Below are 18,556 nucleotides of genomic sequence, written 5' to 3'. Positions count from 1 at the left end.
AAGTTGTATATTTATTCATTTATAAATAACATAAAAAAATCTCCTACTGTTTTCAGCAAGAGATTAGTTATCTGTAGTTAATATAACACTTTTGAATAATTTTCATTCTAAAAAAGTGAGCCATGAAGGACTCGAACCTTCGACCCTCTGATTAAAAGTCAGATGCTCTACCAACTGAGCTAATGGCTCATAAAAGAAAAAATGGCTGGGGTACTAGGATTCGAACCTAGGCATGACGGAATCAAAATCCGTTGCCTTACCGCTTGGCTATACCCCAATCATTTATAAAACTGGTGGAGGGGGACGGATTCGAACCGCCGAACCCTAAGGAGCGGATTTACAGTCCGCCGCGTTTAGCCACTTCGCTACCCCTCCGAAATAACACAATAAGAATGGTGGAGGATGACGGGCTCGAACCGCCGACCCTCTGCTTGTAAGGCAGATGCTCTCCCAGCTGAGCTAATCCTCCATAGAAACAGGTGTTATATCACAGTTTATATTCTTTATAAAGCCTATGTTTTAAATGGTGACCCCTACGGGATTCGAACCCGTGTTACCGCCGTGAAAGGGCGGTGTCTTAACCACTTGACCAAGGGGCCAATATTACGTCTCAAACAAGACAAGAATTATAATAACATTTTTTATTAATAATTGCAATGCTTTTCCACAAATTTTTTTATGTATTATAGCATTTGAAAAAAGGACAAAAAAAATGGCTCCGAAGGCAGGACTCGAACCTGCGACAACCTGATTAACAGTCAGGTGCTACTACCAACTGAGCTACTTCGGAACAATGCTATTCACTTTGGTTTTAGACAACCTCTTAAGTACATTTATTATTATAGCAAGCATTATAAATAATGCAACACATTTTGTGAAAATTTTTATATTTTTTGTCGAAGTATCCTCCTATATTCGTTTGAAAGCATAATAGTTCTCTATTAATTCTAATATTTCTATTTAACGTACTAAATATTCTTGCTGTATATTATTGTAATTGTTAAAATAAAAATAGTTTTATGAATTTTCTATCAAATTTTCTGGGGGAGGATGTTCAAGATGGTATCAAATGATTTAATTGCACCTGAATTTTATAACATCACAGAGGAATTAGAAAAATTTTCGCAAGATAGTGATCGCCAAGCAATACGTTGGTTAAATACACAACAAGAGAGACGTACAGTTTCTTATTTGGAGCTTAACCAAAAAATGAATCAATACGCAAACGCTTTTACGGAGAAGGGGCTTCAAAAAGGTGATCGTGTATTAGTTATTATTCCTCGACTTCCAGAAGCCTATTTCGTTTTTCTAGGCTGCTTAAAGGCTGGTATCGTACCCATTTCATGTTCAGAGATGCTACGTGCAAGCGATTTAGAATATCGGATGGAACATTCTTCTGCTAGTGCAGTTATTGCTTATGAGGCTTTTACTAGTGAAGTTGATCAAATTGCTTCTTCTGTAGACGCATTGAAAAATAAACTAGTGATCGGTGCTGCGAAAGGAGATTGGACTTCTTTAGATGAATTAGCAAGCAGCCAGCCAGCTACATTTACAGCCGTAGCTACTACACGTGATGACATGGCATTCCTTTCTTATACATCTGGTACAACTGGTAAACCTAAAGGCGTTGTTCATTCACATGGCTGGGGATATGCACATATTAGAACTGCAGCTTCAAAATGGCTTTGTGTACGTGAAGGAGACCTCGTGTGGGCAACAGCTGCTCCTGGTTGGCAAAAGTGGATATGGAGTCCTTTTTTATCCACAATCATGCTCGGTGCTACTGCATTTGTCTATCATGGTGGATTCGATGCAAAAACCTATCTTCAATTAATGCAGGATGAAAAAGTTAATGTTCTATGTTGTACACCGACTGAATACCGAATTATGGCGAAAATCGATAATTTACAAGACTACAATCTATCATCTCTACGTAGTGCCGTTTCTGCTGGTGAGCCTTTAAATCGTCCAGTTATCGAAACATTTATGAATCATTTTGGACTAAAAGTACGTGACGGCTATGGACAAACAGAAAACACATTATTAATTGGTACACTCGAAAACACAGAATTACGTCCTGGATCTATGGGTGTTCCAACTCCAGGTAATATTGTACGTATTATCGACAATGAAGGGAATGAAGCGCCAGTTGGAGAAGTTGGTGATATTGCTGTTCACAAATCTTCACCAGCTTTATTTAAAGAATATTATAAAGAACCAGAGCGCACACAAGCTGCATTTCGTGGGGATTGGTATATTACAGGTGATCAAGCAAAATGTGATGAAGACGGTTACTTCTGGTTTGAAGGTCGTGGAGATGACATTATTATTTCATCTGGTTATACGATCGGACCATTTGAAGTTGAAGATGCATTAAACAAACATGAAGCTGTACAAGAATGTGCAGTTGTAGCTGCGCCAGATGAAATTAGGGGGCATATTGTAAAGGCATTTGTTATCTTACGAGAAGGCTTCAAAGAATGTAATGAAGAGGAGTTAACAAAGGAGCTACAGGAGCATGTAAAAGCGTTAACAGCCCCTTATAAATACCCTCGTAGTATCGTCTTTCTTGATGAGTTACCAAAAACGACATCAGGGAAAATTCGCCGTATCGAACTACGAGCTACTACAGTTCATACGCATTAAGTTAAGTATCAAAACAAGAAGGCACCCATTGAGGATGCCTTCTTTTATGTATTTATAAATAATAATCGGCTCAAAAAAAAGCCACTACTGAGTGTATCAGTAGCGACTTTTTGCGCCTAGCGACGTCCTACTCTCACAGGGGGAAGCCCCCAACTACCATCGGCGCTAAAGAGCTTAACTTCCGTGTTCGGTATGGGATAGGGTATGACCTGTTTGCCATTAGCAGAAAACTATGGGCGACCTGCAATAAATAGTTTTCTGCCGTGTCTAGAAGATGACTTTTTAGAAAGAGTTGTTCTTTCAAAACTGGATAAACGGCGCATTGAATGTTTCAAACTTTTTTGGTTAAGTCCTCGATCGATTAGTATTCGTCAGCTCCATGTGTCACCACACTTCCACCTCGAACCTATCTACCTCATCGTCTTTGAGGGATCTTACTTACTTGCGTAATGGGAAATCTCATCTTGAGGGGGGCTTCATGCTTAGATGCTTTCAGCACTTATCCCGTCCACACATAGCTACCCAGCGATGCCTTTGGCAAGACAACTGGTACACCAGCGGTGTGTCCATCCCGGTCCTCTCGTACTAAGGACAGCTCCTCTCAAATTTCCTACGCCCACGACGGATAGGGACCGAACTGTCTCACGACGTTCTGAACCCAGCTCGCGTACCGCTTTAATGGGCGAACAGCCCAACCCTTGGGACCGACTACAGCCCCAGGATGCGATGAGCCGACATCGAGGTGCCAAACCTCCCCGTCGATGTGGACTCTTGGGGGAGATAAGCCTGTTATCCCCGGGGTAGCTTTTATCCGTTGAGCGATGGCCCTTCCATGCGGAACCACCGGATCACTAAGCCCGTCTTTCGACCCTGCTCGACTTGTAGGTCTCGCAGTCAAGCTCCCTTGTGCCTTTACACTCTACGAATGATTTCCAACCATTCTGAGGGAACCTTTGGGCGCCTCCGTTACCTTTTAGGAGGCGACCGCCCCAGTCAAACTGTCCGCCTGACACTGTCTCCTGCCCCGCTAAGGGGCATGGGTTAGAATTTCAATACAACCAGGGTAGTATCCCACCGACGCCTCCTTCGAAGCTGGCGCTCCGAGATCTCTGGCTCCTACCTATCCTGTACAAGTTGTACCAAAATTCAATATCAGGCTACAGTAAAGCTCCACGGGGTCTTTCCGTCCTGTCGCGGGTAACCTGCATCTTCACAGGTACTATAATTTCACCGAGTCTCTCGTTGAGACAGTGCCCAGATCGTTACGCCTTTCGTGCGGGTCGGAACTTACCCGACAAGGAATTTCGCTACCTTAGGACCGTTATAGTTACGGCCGCCGTTTACTGGGGCTTCAATTCGCAGCTTCGCTTGCGCTAACCACTCCTCTTAACCTTCCAGCACCGGGCAGGCGTCAGCCCCTATACGTCACCTTACGGTTTTGCAGAGACCTGTGTTTTTGCTAAACAGTCGCCTGGGCCTATTCACTGCGGCTCTCATGCGCTTGCACGCTCAAGAGCACCCCTTCTCCCGAAGTTACGGGGTCATTTTGCCGAGTTCCTTAACGAGAGTTCTCTCGCACACCTTAGGATTCTCTCCTCGACTACCTGTGTCGGTTTGCGGTACGGGCACCTCTCACCTCGATAGAGGCTTTTCTTGGCAGTGTGAAATCAGGAACTTCGTCCATACGGACTCGCCATCACAGCTCAACGTTACAGTGTGCGGATTTGCCTACACACACGCCTTACTGCTTGGACGCGCACAACCAACGGCGCGCTTACCCTATCCTACTGCGTCCCCCCATTTCTCAAACGGTGAGGAGGTGGTACAGGAATATCAACCTGTTGTCCATCGCCTACGCCTATCGGCCTCGGCTTAGGTCCCGACTAACCCTGAGCGGACGAGCCTTCCTCAGGAAACCTTAGTCATACGGTGGACGGGATTCTCACCCGTCTTTCGCTACTCATACCGGCATTCTCACTTCTAAGCGCTCCACCAGTCCTTCCGATCTGACTTCAACGCACTTAGAACGCTCTCCTACCACTGACATCGTAGATGTCAATCCACAGCTTCGGTGAATCGTTTAGCCCCGATACATTTTCGGCGCAGCGTCACTCGACCAGTGAGCTATTACGCACTCTTTAAATGATGGCTGCTTCTAAGCCAACATCCTGGTTGTCTGTGCAACGCCACATCCTTTTCCACTTAACGATTACTTTGGGACCTTAGCTGGTGGTCTGGGCTGTTTCCCTTTTGACTACGGATCTTATCACTCGCAGTCTGACTCCCGTGTATAAATATCTGGCATTCGGAGTTTGTCTGAATTCGGTAAACCGGGATGGCCCCCTAGTCCAAACAGTGCTCTACCTCCAGTATTCTCATCACGAGGCTAGCCCTAAAGCTATTTCGGAGAGAACCAGCTATCTCCAAGTTCGATTGGAATTTCTCCGCTACCCACACCTCATCCCCGCACTTTTCAACGTGCGTGGGTTCGGGCCTCCAGTAAGTGTTACCTCACCTTCACCCTGGACATGGGTAGATCACCTGGTTTCGGGTCTACGACCACGTACTATTTCGCCCTATTCAGACTCGCTTTCGCTGCGGCTCCGCCTTCTAAAGCTTAACCTTGCACGTAATCGTAACTCGCCGGTTCATTCTACAAAAGGCACGCTATCACCCATTAACGGGCTCTAACTACTTGTAGGCACACGGTTTCAGGATCTCTTTCACTCCCCTTCCGGGGTGCTTTTCACCTTTCCCTCACGGTACTGGTTCACTATCGGTCACTAGGTAGTATTTAGCCTTGGGAGATGGTCCTCCCGGATTCCGACGGAATTTCACGTGTTCCGCCGTACTCAGGATCCACTCAGGAGAGAACGAACTTTCGACTACAGGGCTTTTACCTGCTCTGGCGGACCTTTCCAAGTCGCTTCATCTAACTCGCTCTTTTGTAACTCCGTATAGAGTGTCCTACAACCCCAAGAGGCAAGCCTCTTGGTTTGGGCTCTTCCCGTTTCGCTCGCCGCTACTCAGGGAATCGATTTTTCTTTCTCTTCCTCCAGGTACTTAGATGTTTCAGTTCCCTGGGTCTGCCTTCAAGACGCTATGTATTCACGTCAAGATACTACGCGATTAAACGTAGTGGGTTCCCCCATTCGGAAATCTCCGGATCAAAGCTCACTTACAGCTCCCCGAAGCATATCGGTGTTAGTGCCGTCCTTCTTCGGCTCCTAGTGCCAAGGCATTCGCCGTGCGCCCTTAATAACTTAACCAAGTTATTAAGCCTATAAAAAACTTAAAAAAATAAATGTGTTTGTTACAATTTCAATGTCGTTTTATCCAGTTTTCAAAGAACAAGTTTTGAAGTGTTTCATTCAGATAGAATGAACCTTCAAAACTGAACGCAAAACGTAATCTTACAAACCCAAGGTTTGTATTCCGAAATAATCCTTAGAAAGGAGGTGATCCAGCCGCACCTTCCGATACGGCTACCTTGTTACGACTTCACCCCAATCATCTATCCCACCTTCGGCGGCTGGCTCCAAAAGGTTACCTCACCGACTTCGGGTGTTACAAACTCTCGTGGTGTGACGGGCGGTGTGTACAAGGCCCGGGAACGTATTCACCGCGGCATGCTGATCCGCGATTACTAGCGATTCCGGCTTCATGTAGGCGAGTTGCAGCCTACAATCCGAACTGAGAACGACTTTATCGGATTAGCTCCCTCTCGCGAGTTGGCAACCGTTTGTATCGTCCATTGTAGCACGTGTGTAGCCCAGGTCATAAGGGGCATGATGATTTGACGTCATCCCCACCTTCCTCCGGTTTGTCACCGGCAGTCACCTTAGAGTGCCCAACTAAATGATGGCAACTAAGATCAAGGGTTGCGCTCGTTGCGGGACTTAACCCAACATCTCACGACACGAGCTGACGACAACCATGCACCACCTGTCACCGTTGCCCCCGAAGGGGAAACTATATCTCTACAGTGGTCAACGGGATGTCAAGACCTGGTAAGGTTCTTCGCGTTGCTTCGAATTAAACCACATGCTCCACCGCTTGTGCGGGCCCCCGTCAATTCCTTTGAGTTTCAGTCTTGCGACCGTACTCCCCAGGCGGAGTGCTTAATGCGTTAGCTGCAGCACTAAGGGGCGGAAACCCCCTAACACTTAGCACTCATCGTTTACGGCGTGGACTACCAGGGTATCTAATCCTGTTTGCTCCCCACGCTTTCGCGCCTCAGCGTCAGTTACAGACCAGAAAGTCGCCTTCGCCACTGGTGTTCCTCCAAATCTCTACGCATTTCACCGCTACACTTGGAATTCCACTTTCCTCTTCTGCACTCAAGTCCCCCAGTTTCCAATGACCCTCCACGGTTGAGCCGTGGGCTTTCACATCAGACTTAAAGGACCGCCTGCGCGCGCTTTACGCCCAATAATTCCGGACAACGCTTGCCACCTACGTATTACCGCGGCTGCTGGCACGTAGTTAGCCGTGGCTTTCTAATAAGGTACCGTCAAGGTACAGCCAGTTACTACTGTACTTGTTCTTCCCTTACAACAGAGTTTTACGATCCGAAAACCTTCTTCACTCACGCGGCGTTGCTCCATCAGGCTTTCGCCCATTGTGGAAGATTCCCTACTGCTGCCTCCCGTAGGAGTCTGGGCCGTGTCTCAGTCCCAGTGTGGCCGATCACCCTCTCAGGTCGGCTACGCATCGTCGCCTTGGTGAGCCGTTACCTCACCAACTAGCTAATGCGCCGCGGGCCCATCCTATAGCGACAGCCGAAACCGTCTTTCAGTCTTTCACCATGAAGCAAAAGAGATTATTCGGTATTAGCCCCGGTTTCCCGGAGTTATCCCAAACTATAGGGTAGGTTGCCCACGTGTTACTCACCCGTCCGCCGCTAACGTCAAAGGAGCAAGCTCCTTTTCTGTTCGCTCGACTTGCATGTATTAGGCACGCCGCCAGCGTTCGTCCTGAGCCAGGATCAAACTCTCCATAAAAGAAATTTGATTAGCTCAAATTGTTTTGCTGGCATCATGTTTGATGTCCAAAATTTTTGTTTTGTTCACTAACCGAAGCTAGCTACTTAAAACTTTATTGATTACGTTTTGCTTGTTCAGTTTTCAAGGTTCATGTTTCTTTATTTCGTTGTCACCTCTTGGCGACTTATACATAATAACATCGATTATTCATGAAAGTCAACACTAAATCATAAGTTTTTTTAAAGAGATTCATTTTTTATTTTAATTTTAGAAACGAGGTTATCATTATGGTCCGTAAAACGTTGATTTCACTGCTTTTAATTGTAATGCTTTTTGCCTTTTTAAAGCCTATAAATTCAACGATGATTTCTGTATTTAATATTGCGAATGCACCAGTAGTGGTCACAAAAGGACATTATGGCACATCTCTTATTGTAGAGATCTCTTTCTCTGATGACTCTCTATTAGAATGGCTCCAAACGGTGAAAGAGCCTTATCCACTTCTACTTTTAGATGCTGGTTGGATAAAACGGTCACCCGATCATTTAAAAATTATCCAACAACGAAAATTGCCTACAGGATTACTTGGGCCGGATGATTCAGTAGAAGAACCCGTTGACATTGCACTCATCCAAAAGGATATTGATACTTACGAAAAATATTTAAAAGAAAAACCTTTATGGTTTGCTACCCGAAATCATCAATATTCACAGGATTTACAGAAAGCCTTATTCCAACAACAAATGAATTTACTATCTCCTTCGCTTATTTGGCAAGGTGAGAAAACTCCGAAATTACAAAAAGGTGATTTTGTCTTTTTCCCGCTCCATCAAAATAATCAAATATCCCTTAAAGAGCTTAACACTCTCATACAACAGCATAAGTTTATGTCGATTGAAGAAAATATATTTGGTTATAAGGTTCAAACTAAAAAAGCGCCATAAAAAAATTGCCTCCAATACAGCGAGGCAATTTTTTCCTTATGCGTTTTTAGCCTGTTCACGACGAGCTTGGCGACGTGCTTCTAATTTTTGACGATCTTCATCAGATTTTGCATTATATTTAGGTAATACTAATAATTGATACGCATTAACCGCCAATAATGGGAATAATAAAAGCGCAACATACTCATTAATATTTTCATCGCGACCCATCAAGGCAATTGTCCATTCCAACGTTGTAATGACAATCATAAAGAATAGTGCCGAAATCATTACATGTTTTTTCCCTGTTAATTTTACTTTTTGAACAGCTGTTGCTATTGCCCCAAAAATGAGGACAATTAATAGTCCTACATAGAACAACCAGCTTTGCCCATCCTTCACACCAGGAATAAAGCGGAAGAAAATTATATCGAAAATCGTTATGGCAATTAATAATAGCTGTACCCAATTCCATAATGTCAGTGTTCTAAAAATATTAACACCTACCTGATGAAGTGTTAAATAAGCAAAAAAGCCAGCTTGCGCTATAACACTCATTGTAAACCCTAAGAAAACCATCCATAAAAGTCCAGCGAAAAACTCACCCCATTGACCGTTTGCTATGTATGGTTGGAAGAATTCCCAGCGAATAAATAAACTAAAAACTCCGTTGACTCCACCACCAACGAGCATTGCAAAGAAGAAAAACTTTGCCCAATTTCGTATCGTCACAACTAAAAGTCCCCCAATTTCTCAATATATCTGTCCTTATTTTATCAATGCCTTGTTAAAAAAGCTATTTCTCATCCTAACCAATACATAAAGTCCTGAGAAATGTGAACAATAATTGAAAGAGTCTATCTAGAGAAAGGACTGATTGTCGATGCGAAAATTCACCTTATTACTGATTCTAATGCTTTTTCTTTCTGCCTGTTCACAAGATAAAACCTCTACCATGTCCTATGATGAAATAAAAAAAATCATGATTGACTCTTTACAAACAGAGGATGGTAAAAAGGCATTGCGACAGCTTTTAGAAGAGCCGAGTTTCCGTGAGCTCTTGATTTTAGAGCATGATGAAGTGAAAAAAGCTACCGAGGAAACTTTACTTTCCAAGGAAGCAGAAGACTTTTGGAAAAAAACCTTTGAAGATCCAAAGTTTAAAGAAACTGTTGCGAAAAGTATGCAAAAACAGCAACAGGATATTATGAAGAACTTAATAAAAGATCCGACTTTCCAAAAGGATATGGAGGCATTTTTCGGGCAACCCGATATGCAAAAGCAGTTGGAGACTATCCTTAAATCATCCAATATGCGCAAGCAAATGGAGGAAGTTGTAAAGGAAACGATCGAAAGCCCTTTAATGCAATCTAAATGGCAGGAACTTATTAAGAAAAGTGGCGAAACAGGTTCATCAGGAAGTGGCGATAAGAAAGAAGCGAGTGGCGATAGTGGTGGCGGATCGGATAAGGGACAAAAAAGTACCGAGTAACCTTGGTAATGTAAAAACGGATTTCCCCATAAAACTGGTGGAAATCCGTTTTTTATTATTTATTTAATTTATCGATGATTTTCGTCGCGATGTCTAAATAAATTTGTCCTGTTGTATGTTTTTCAGCGTATACAGAAGGAGCAAAATCTTCATCTGTCCAATCTGGTTGCCCAAGCGGGATTTGTCCAAGCAACTCTGTACGTAGTTCGTCAGCTAGCTTTGGTCCTCCTCCTTGCCCAAAGACAAATTCTCGGTCACCTGATTTAGATTCAAACCAAGCCATGTTTTCGATAACTCCTAAAATTTCATGGTCTGTTTGAAGCGCCATTGCCCCTGCACGAGCTGCAACAAATGCTGCTGTTGGGTGTGGAGTTGTTACAACAATTTCTTTTGATGATGGCAACATTTGATGGATATCTAATGCAACGTCACCTGTGCCAGGAGGTAAATCTAATAATAGATAATCTAATTCACCCCACTCAACATCACGGAAGAATTGATCTAATACTTTACCAAGCATTGGTCCGCGCCATACGATCGGTGCGTTATTTTCTACAAAGAAGCCCATTGAAATCATTTTTACCCCAAAGCGATCTACTGGGAAAATACGATTATCGACTACCTTAGGCATATCCGTTACACCCATCATATCAGGTACACTAAATCCATAAATATCTGCGTCAATTAAGCCGACTTTCTTTCCTAGACGAGCTAAAGCAACAGCTAAGTTTACTGATACTGTCGATTTACCAACTCCACCTTTACCAGAAGCAATTGAAATTACTTGGACTGTGCTTAATGGAGATAAAATATCTTGTGCTTCCGACTCTGTTGCTGTGCCACGGAAGCTTTGCAATTTTTCTGTTGATAGTTCTTCAAAACGAATACCAACAGTGTTTACACCTGCTTCTTTCAACACCTCAACAACTTTCATTTGTAGTTGTAATTGTTCCGGTGTATTCAGTTTAGCAATGGCAATTTTTACACTGACATGATTTTTTTCTTCTTTTATTGCTACGTTCGTAATACCATCTGTTTCTGCAAGCGATTTATGTAAAAATGGATCTTGTAGTTGTCCCAGTATTTCTCGTACTTGTTGTTCAGTAATCACGACGAACACTCCCCTTATATTGTCTCAATATTAGTATATCATAATGATTTGATTTACGTTGTAGATGTTGCTCTACTCAATTTTGGCTAATAAATAGTCTTCTATACCTTCAACTATGGCATCTGCCATTTTTTCTTGATAGTTTTTGTCCACTAATAATGCTCGTTCCTCATCATTACTAATAAAACCAGTCTCCACTAAAGCTGCAGGTACTTCCGCTTTCTTCAATAAATAGATTTGCTTAATAGACAATGCTTCACGGTCTGTATTTTTTAAATTAGTGCGAATGGATTGTTGAATACTCTTGGCAAGAATCTCTCCATCAGCATGTCCTTCCTTATGGTAAAATACCTGTGCGCCACGCCATTTTGTTTCAGGAATGGCATTTGCATGAATAGTTATAAATACATCAGGCTTTTCCTTTTCCACGATATCCTTTCTTAGGAAGATATCTTGCTTTTTCCGTTCTCTCATTGTTCCATATTTTTCTGATGGCGCATGCTCATCGATTACATCACCATTTTTTGTTCGTGTCATTATAACCGTTGCGCCTTTTTTCTTTAATTGCTTCTCTACATGCTGAGCAATTGCAAGTGTAATATCCTTTTCAATCACTTCGCCCTTTGAAGCTCCTCCGTCCTCACCACCATGCCCTGCATCAATGACAATTTTTATGCCACCAAGTGGGTCCGGTAAGAAGAAGTTACGGTCCGAAGCATTTGTTTCATATGCCACGACCACTATACTCATAAGCATAATTACTCCTAGTGCAAGCCAGCGCTTCACCCATATACACCACCCTTTTACATTTAGTGTACGAAATTAGTGGATGAACTATGCCAGAAAGTAAAAAAAACTCCCAAGTCACAAACTTGAGAGTTTTAATTTCTTCTATATTAAGGGAGGAAGAATTTTATTGGTTTGTAAAAGTAGGTTTGAATTCACCTGTATATGGCTCATGCTCTACAAATACAGTTATATCATTGCCATCTTTGTCTTTACCTGTTCGTTTATACGTGAACTTCTTATCGTTGATTTCTGTAATTTCAAGAGCTACACCATACTTATTATCACCGACAGAAACATGCGCTCTTATTTTATTATCATGAATGACATTAAAGTAACCATAGTCTCCACGACTTTCACCTGTTTCAGGATTAAAGAACTCATATTTATTTGTATTTGCATCATACTTTGCAATGCTAATGAAATTTGAATTGAATTCTGTTACATCATTACCCGCTTCATCTAACACAACTGTTCCATGCCATAGTGTATCAGCGAGAATTTTATCTCCGTCAACGTCTGTAACAATTTCACCTGTTGAAGCATCTAACGTTTTATCGGAATCAGTAAATGCCAGTTCTTTTTCTTTATATGGAATATGTTCCACGAATATTTCTACATCATTGCCCGCAGCATCTTTACCCATTCTCTTATAAGTAAAGATACTATCGTTTAGCTCAGTGATCTCGACAACTGCTTGGTAGTTTTTTGATTCGGAAATTAATATTCTTTGTTTCCCATCATTTGTGATAAAGAATGTCCCTTTATCCTCACGGCTTTTACCTGTAGCCTTGTCAAAGAATTCATAATGACCTGTCTGGGCATCATATTTTGCTAAGCCAATGAAGTTTGCGTTCTCCGCCGTTAAATCATTGTGATCTTGATCATAAACCTTTGTACCTTGCCAATTTGTACTACTTAGAACATTAGCCATTTCTTGTCCCTTTGTTAATTGCTCTTTGGCAGTATTTTCTGTTACTGTACTTTCTGTTTTAACTTCCTCACTATTTGTCTTATTGCCTTTTGCAGGCTCCTTATCTTGACACGCTGCCAGTAATGCAATAGCTGCAACAGATACTATTAATAATTTTTTCATACCTACTTACCTCCATCGGTTAGTTTATATTTTGAATTACATCAAACCCATAATGACAATTTTTAAAAATGAAAGGTTTGTTGTACCTTCTAAAAACTATATTAAAGTGGAATGTTAAACTCCCCCTAAATAATTTCTTAAAAAAACATAAACTTATACGAAAATATTTTTAATATATATTAAATCTGTACACTAATAGTGAGGTTTATGTAAAAAGCTATTTATTTTTTTCTACATATACTTAATTTATGGGTGATCGACATTTCTCACAAACGAGTACTTCAACATTATTTATTATAGGAAAAAGCTAAGCCTAGCATATCTTTTTAATATTACTCGTATAATTCGCAACATGTTACCATATTTTTATAAACGGAAAAGTAGGCTACAGTGATATACCATTAGTCATTTGGCTGTTTTAACCAAAGAAAAGAGGGTGGAAAAATGAATGATCAATTAATACTTTCAGCAGCGAACGGTGATATTGATAAAGTATTAGCACTTCTGCAAAAAGGCATCAATATTAATACAACGGATCAGAATGGAAGAACCCCTGTCTTAGCTGCCACTTATAATAACCAGGTGGATACTGTGAAGGTGCTCATTCAACATGGTGCTGATATTAATATTAGAGATAATAACCTTGAGAACGTACTTTTACATGCAGGGGCATCAGGCTATTTAGAAATCGTTAAACTTGCCATATCTGCAGGGGCAGATACAAAGCTAACTAATCGCTTTGGTGGAATTGCCATCATCCCTGCATCCGAACGTGGACATGTTGAGGTGGTCCGAGAGCTACTTAATCACTCGGACATTCATGTCAATCACATTAATAATTTGCATTGGACAGCTCTATTGGAGGCAGTCATATTAGGCAATGGTGGGGAGAAACATCAAGAAATTGTGCAATTATTGGTGGATCATGGTGCTGATATAACTATTGGAGATCAAGATGGTGTCACACCATTGCAGCATGCAAAAAAACTAGGCTTTTATGAGATTGAGCAAATTTTAAAAGAAGCTGTACCCGAACGAAATAACAGTTAACACTATAGGAGATATGATCATATACTTTTCTAGATGGCCTCACTTCGGAATTAGCTTACCTGTTGCATCAATTTCACCTGCAATTTCAAAAGAATAACGTTAAGCAATCTTTGGGTTACTTCACAGATTGCTTTTTATGATGGAATGACAAAAAGACTCTTTCCTCGAAAGTAGAAAGAGTCTTAGGATAGATGTTTTGTCTGCCTCTGACTCCGTAAAGACCAAATCATCTTTAAACGGTACGCCATTTGTAAAGGTTACGAATTCTCTTCTGGTAATAGAATAATAACAGTAGTTCCTTTTCCTTCTTCACTATATATACGGAGACTGGCATTTCTCATAAGCTTAAATTTTTTCAAAGGATTCGTAAATCCAATACGTGAGTTTTCTTCATTTACTAATCGTTGCAACTTTTCTTCTGAGATACCGACCCCATTATCATAAATTTTAATACGTATAAATTGACCTTCTCGTTGCACACTCACCTCAATAGTACCACCTTCTTTTTTCTTCGAAATCCCGTGAAAAACTGCATTTTCAACTATAGGCTGAATTGATAATGCTGGAATCAAAGATTGAATGGACTCATCAATATCATACGCAACTGTAAGACGATCACCAAAGCGCATTTTTTCAATATAGAGATATGCTTTTACAAGATCTATTTCATCTTCTATTGAAACCATGCTGTTACGATAATGGACATTTAGCTTGGCACGGAAATAGGTGGCTAAACTGTATAACGCCTCTCGTGTATTCTCTATATTTGTATAGCTTAAGCCGATAATAGTGTTAAGTGTATTGTAGACAAAATGAGGAGTTACTTGCGCATATAAATAATTCATTTCATCTTCAATCGCATCAATGGAAGATTGTCGAACCGCTAGTAATGATTGAATACGCACTAGTAATTCATCCATCGCAATCGGTTTTTGCAGATAATCATTTGCCCCAACTTGTAAAGATAGCACTAAATCCGAATGCTGCATAATTGCTGTTAAAACTATAATCGGTAATTCCAACATATCGTATTGCTTTCGTACTTGTTTGCATAATTCATAGCCTGACATACCATTCATCATTAAATCGACTAACATACAATCTACTTTATGTTTCTTTATATAATCTATCGCTTCAAACCCATTATCTACTCCAATAACGGTATAGCCTTTTTGAATTAATACGTCCACTAGTACTTTTATATTCACATGATCATCATCAACAATGAGTATGGCTTTGTCATTACCTTTATGCAGTAATGGTAAATCTAGCTGTAGTATAGTATTATCTGCTCGATTTCCTATCTGGTGTTGTGTTTCAATATCTAGTTTTTCGAGTGTGGCAAGTGGCACCGTAAATGTAAAAATTGTTCCAACACCTAATGTACTTGTTACATGAATTTCCCCATTTAACTGTTCTACTATATTTTTTGAGATACTTAATCCTAACCCAAGACCCCCACTTTTTTTACCTTTCTTTACTTGATAAAAAGAATTAAAAATTCGATCTAAGTCTTGTGATGGTATACCAATTCCAGTATCGCTTACTTGTATTTCCATATAATCATTACGTACACTAGCTAAGACTGTAATTTGCCCATGTTTTGTATGTTGCAGAGCATTATAGAGTAAATTATAAAGCACTTGTTTCAATCGTAATTCATCTGTATACATATGGGGTAAATTAGAATCTACTGCACTCATTAACCTTATGGATGTATCACTCGACATTAAACTACGAATTTCCTCAATTACTTCATCAATTACGCTTATCGGAACAACACGAGGGATAACACGAACTTCTCCGGTCATATGATTCGAAGAAATCAATAAATCCTCTACTAAATAACCTAAACGTTGCGCGACATTATGTATTAAAATGACATTTTCTTGTTGCTCACGCTTTAAAGGTCCTTGTACACCTTCCATTAATGATTTGGATATATTTAAAATACCATTTAAAGGCGTACGTAATTCATGAGACGTTTTCAATAAAAACTCATCCTTCATTTGATTATGCATCAAAAGCTCTTCCGATAACGCTTGAACTTCCTTAAAAGAAGTATTTGCTCGGAAGCTAAGCAGAGATGCAAAACTATAGAGTGTAAAAATAAACAATAATTGTTCACTATAAACCATAGGTATATCAAAAATGTAATACATTACCATTAAAAAAGTATAACAAGTAAGAGATACTAAAAGAATTAGAATATAACGTGAGCCATCTACACCTTTCATAAGCACACGTAATAGCACAAACACATTATAAAGCCCAACTGGAATAAAAATTACTGCAAAGATTATTTGGGAAAGAACTAGATTTTCTATTGGTATAATCATACTATTTTTTGTCATCGGGTTGTAAATCCCATAGATAAAAAAAAGTAAACCTAACAAAATACTAATAATATAAATTGCTTTTTTCCTCATAAACTCCGGATACAAATAATAGAGAAATAATGCTAAACAAACATCAACAAGTGGTAAAATCCCTAATTGTAAACGTACTTGTTCATTTATAGTTAAATGTGTAAAAATAAGGAAAAATATTTTTTCATTTGTAAACGACATGTACAGTCCGAATAATATAGTGAATAACCCCAAAAACAATTCTTCTTTTCGCTTCCGATTTTGACTATACGATATAATATAAATTGCACCGAATACAATATAACCAATACATACAAACGATTCTGCTAAAATTTTCATGCTAAAATCTCTTTGAATAGCTTCCTTTGTTCCAAACTCAATAGGAAAAGTAATACCGGATTTTGGATAATTATAATTCCCCACATGAATTACTATATCAAGCATTAGATTCTCACTTGGTGCAAACACCGTATATTTATCATCATTTTCGAACTTAAAGTCCTTTAAGGTTTCACTCGGATTCCCCTTACTACCTACATCTTTTCCATTTATGAAAACACGGTTAGATTGACGAATTGAACGAATGTATAATCCATATTCCCCTTCAACTGGTACATTTATCTTAACATGATACGTTCCTACAGTAAGCCCTTCCTCATTTGGTTCTACAAAGCTATTCCAAGTAGCTGGTACCTCAATTGGTATTTTCTCGCTCTCGTACGCGTCGAATGAATCGCTTGATGCTATTAAGATATTTGGATAGAAAGACCATTCTCCATCTAGTTTTAAAATAGTCTTTTCTTGTAGTTCTTTTTCTTCAATCGTAACGATCCCATTCTGCGCAATCGGCTGACTACTACTAACAAAATACTCTCCATTGCCAATAAAGTATACGATAATAAATAGCATGATAATGGCCAAAGTAATGCTAATATTTTTTTTCACTATCACCCCTCCCCTACTTGAACACAATTATATATAACATCAAACTATCAGTTAGTTAGAATGAAATCCATTATGCAATATGACTTTCACCTGTATTTCATTAGTCCTCTTAGGCATCCTATCATAGGGCTGTTAAACAAATTCTGAACAAATCATATTGTTTTTGTTATCGACGTAAAAAAAGCTCCTCTCAGGTAAACCTGAGAAGAGCTTGAAATCGTTGATATAACAACGATATTAACGTTTTGAGAACTGAGGTGCACGACGAGCGCCGCGTAGACCTGGTTTTTTACGTTCTTTCATGCGTGAATCACGAGTAAGTAATCCAGCTGATTTTAATGCAGCACGGAAATCTGGGTCTACTTGAAGTAGAGCACGAGCGATACCGTGACGAACAGCACCAGCTTGACCAGTGTATCCACCACCGTTAACGTTTACGTGGATATCATAGCTTCCTGTAGTTTCAGTAGCTACTAATGGTTGTTTAATTACTTCGCGTAATGCAGCGAATGGTACGTATTCTTCGATTTCACGTTTGTTGATAACAATTTTACCTGTACCTGGTACTAAACGTACGCGAGCTACAGAGCTTTTACGGCGACCAGTGCCGATGTATTGAACTTGTGCCAAAGTAATATCCTCCTCTTAATTTATATTATCCGCGAAGCTCGTATGCTTCTGGTTTTTGTGCAGCATGTGGATGCTCTGTTCCAGTGTAAACATTAAGTTTAGTGAACATTTTGCGACCTAAAGAGTTTTTAGGAAGCATTCCTTTAACTGCTAATTCGATCATTCTTGTTGGGTACTTATCTAGCATTTCACCAGCAGTACGTGTTTTTAAACCACCCGCAAATTGAGTGTGGTGACGGTATAATTTACCCTCTAATTTGTTACCAGTTAAATGGATTTTGTCAGCGTTGATGATGATTACGTGATCACCTGTGTCAACGTTTGGTGTGAATGTTGGTTTATGTTTACCACGTAAGATTGCAGCTACTTCAGAAGCTAAACGTCCAAGAGTTTGGCCTTCTGCATCAACTACTAACCATTTACGGTCTACTTCGTGACCTTTAGCCATGAATGTTGTACGCATGTATATATCCTCCTAATCGATTCGATTACCGTTATTTTTCATTAGACTACACTATAAGTT

Annotated in this window: 10 protein-coding genes, 6 tRNA genes, 3 rRNA genes and 1 pseudogene; 4 read left to right on the top strand and 16 right to left on the bottom strand. The window is 40.2% G+C overall.

Annotation, left to right across the window (positions count from 1 at the left end):
* Positions 1-116: 116 nt before the first annotated feature.
* The 6 genes from ACHZEU_RS14695 to ACHZEU_RS14670 form a co-directional block, all read right to left on the bottom strand.
* A tRNA-Lys gene (locus ACHZEU_RS14695) sits at positions 117-189 on the bottom strand.
* 13 nt (positions 190-202) lie between these two features.
* Positions 203-277, bottom strand: a tRNA-Gln gene (locus tag ACHZEU_RS14690).
* A 14-nt stretch (positions 278-291) separates the two neighbouring features.
* Positions 292-375: transfer RNA gene (locus ACHZEU_RS14685), tRNA-Tyr, on the bottom strand.
* Between the two features lie 18 nt (positions 376-393).
* Positions 394-469: transfer RNA gene (locus ACHZEU_RS14680), tRNA-Val, on the bottom strand.
* Positions 470-524: 55 nt separating this feature from the next.
* Positions 525-599, bottom strand: a tRNA-Glu gene (locus tag ACHZEU_RS14675).
* A 114-nt stretch (positions 600-713) separates the two neighbouring features.
* Positions 714-790, bottom strand: a tRNA-Asn gene (locus ACHZEU_RS14670).
* 269 nt (positions 791-1,059) lie between these two features.
* Between ACHZEU_RS14670 and mbcS the strand changes: the two genes are divergently transcribed.
* Entirely contained in the window at positions 1,060-2,646 is a 1,587-nt protein-coding gene (gene mbcS, locus ACHZEU_RS14665) for an acyl-CoA synthetase MbcS (RefSeq protein ID WP_048393927.1), read from the top strand.
* A 114-nt stretch (positions 2,647-2,760) separates the two neighbouring features.
* Here the strand turns inward: mbcS and rrf are convergent.
* The 3 genes from rrf to ACHZEU_RS14650 form a co-directional block, all read right to left on the bottom strand.
* Positions 2,761-2,876 (bottom strand): 5S ribosomal RNA (rrf, locus tag ACHZEU_RS14660).
* Positions 2,877-2,987: 111 nt separating this feature from the next.
* Positions 2,988-5,915 (bottom strand): 23S ribosomal RNA (locus tag ACHZEU_RS14655).
* Between the two features lie 182 nt (positions 5,916-6,097).
* A 16S ribosomal RNA gene (locus tag ACHZEU_RS14650) occupies positions 6,098-7,649 on the bottom strand.
* The 16S, 23S and 5S rRNA genes sit together here, the layout of an rRNA operon.
* A gap of 269 nt (positions 7,650-7,918) precedes the next feature.
* On the opposite strand from ACHZEU_RS14650, the gene ACHZEU_RS14645 reads away from it, so the two are divergent.
* Positions 7,919-8,575 (top strand): hypothetical protein, encoded by a 657-nt coding sequence (locus tag ACHZEU_RS14645; protein WP_048395584.1) that lies wholly within the window; start codon positions 7,919-7,921, stop codon positions 8,573-8,575.
* A gap of 36 nt (positions 8,576-8,611) precedes the next feature.
* Here ACHZEU_RS14645 and ACHZEU_RS14640 read toward each other — a convergent pair whose 3' ends face one another.
* Entirely contained in the window at positions 8,612-9,286 is a 675-nt protein-coding gene (locus tag ACHZEU_RS14640) for a KinB-signaling pathway activation protein (protein WP_112116879.1), read from the bottom strand.
* A 151-nt stretch (positions 9,287-9,437) separates the two neighbouring features.
* Here ACHZEU_RS14640 and gerD point away from each other — a divergent pair, with 151 nt between their 5' ends.
* Positions 9,438-10,046: a spore germination lipoprotein GerD gene (gene gerD, locus ACHZEU_RS14635; protein ID WP_004233763.1), complete on the top strand. Its 609-nt coding sequence runs from the start codon at positions 9,438-9,440 to the stop codon at positions 10,044-10,046.
* A gap of 55 nt (positions 10,047-10,101) precedes the next feature.
* Here gerD and ACHZEU_RS14630 read toward each other — a convergent pair whose 3' ends face one another.
* The 3 genes and pseudogenes from ACHZEU_RS14630 to ACHZEU_RS14620 all read right to left on the bottom strand — a co-directional run.
* The gene (locus ACHZEU_RS14630; protein WP_004233758.1) at positions 10,102-11,157 is read right to left on the bottom strand and encodes a P-loop NTPase; all 1,056 of its coding nucleotides are present in this window, start codon (positions 11,155-11,157) and stop codon (positions 10,102-10,104) included.
* Positions 11,158-11,229: 72 nt separating this feature from the next.
* Positions 11,230-11,943, bottom strand: a complete 714-nt coding sequence (locus ACHZEU_RS14625) for an N-acetylmuramoyl-L-alanine amidase (RefSeq protein ID WP_004233756.1) — start codon at positions 11,941-11,943, stop codon at positions 11,230-11,232.
* A 127-nt stretch (positions 11,944-12,070) separates the two neighbouring features.
* Positions 12,071-12,898: pseudogene (locus ACHZEU_RS14620) on the bottom strand (DUF4822 domain-containing protein); the annotation flags it as partial.
* Positions 12,899-13,483: 585 nt separating this feature from the next.
* Between ACHZEU_RS14620 and ACHZEU_RS14615 the strand changes: the two are divergent.
* Complete coding sequence (locus tag ACHZEU_RS14615) at positions 13,484-14,089, top strand: ankyrin repeat domain-containing protein (RefSeq protein ID WP_048395581.1); 606 nt, start codon at positions 13,484-13,486, stop codon at positions 14,087-14,089.
* A gap of 257 nt (positions 14,090-14,346) precedes the next feature.
* On the opposite strand, the gene ACHZEU_RS14610 is transcribed toward ACHZEU_RS14615, so the two are convergent.
* The 3 genes from ACHZEU_RS14610 to rplM all read right to left on the bottom strand — a co-directional run bounded on the left by ACHZEU_RS14610 (position 14,347) and on the right by rplM (position 18,496).
* A complete protein-coding gene (locus ACHZEU_RS14610) occupies positions 14,347-17,403 on the bottom strand; it encodes an ATP-binding protein (RefSeq protein ID WP_404803508.1) in 3,057 nt (1,018 codons plus the stop codon).
* 237 nt (positions 17,404-17,640) lie between these two features.
* On the bottom strand, positions 17,641-18,033 hold the full coding sequence (gene rpsI / locus ACHZEU_RS14605; RefSeq protein WP_004233744.1) for a 30S ribosomal protein S9: 393 nt from the start codon (positions 18,031-18,033) through the stop codon (positions 17,641-17,643).
* Between the two features lie 25 nt (positions 18,034-18,058).
* Complete coding sequence (gene rplM, locus ACHZEU_RS14600; RefSeq protein ID WP_004233742.1) at positions 18,059-18,496, bottom strand: 50S ribosomal protein L13; 438 nt, start codon at positions 18,494-18,496, stop codon at positions 18,059-18,061.
* Positions 18,497-18,556 lie beyond the last annotated feature (60 nt).

It is taken from the genome of Lysinibacillus sp. S1, assembly GCF_044986265.1.
GTDB classification, from domain to species: domain Bacteria; phylum Bacillota; class Bacilli; order Bacillales_A; family Planococcaceae; genus Lysinibacillus; species Lysinibacillus capsici.
Note: the sequence above shows the minus strand (reverse complement) of the source record. Positions and strands in the feature narration are given on the sequence as shown.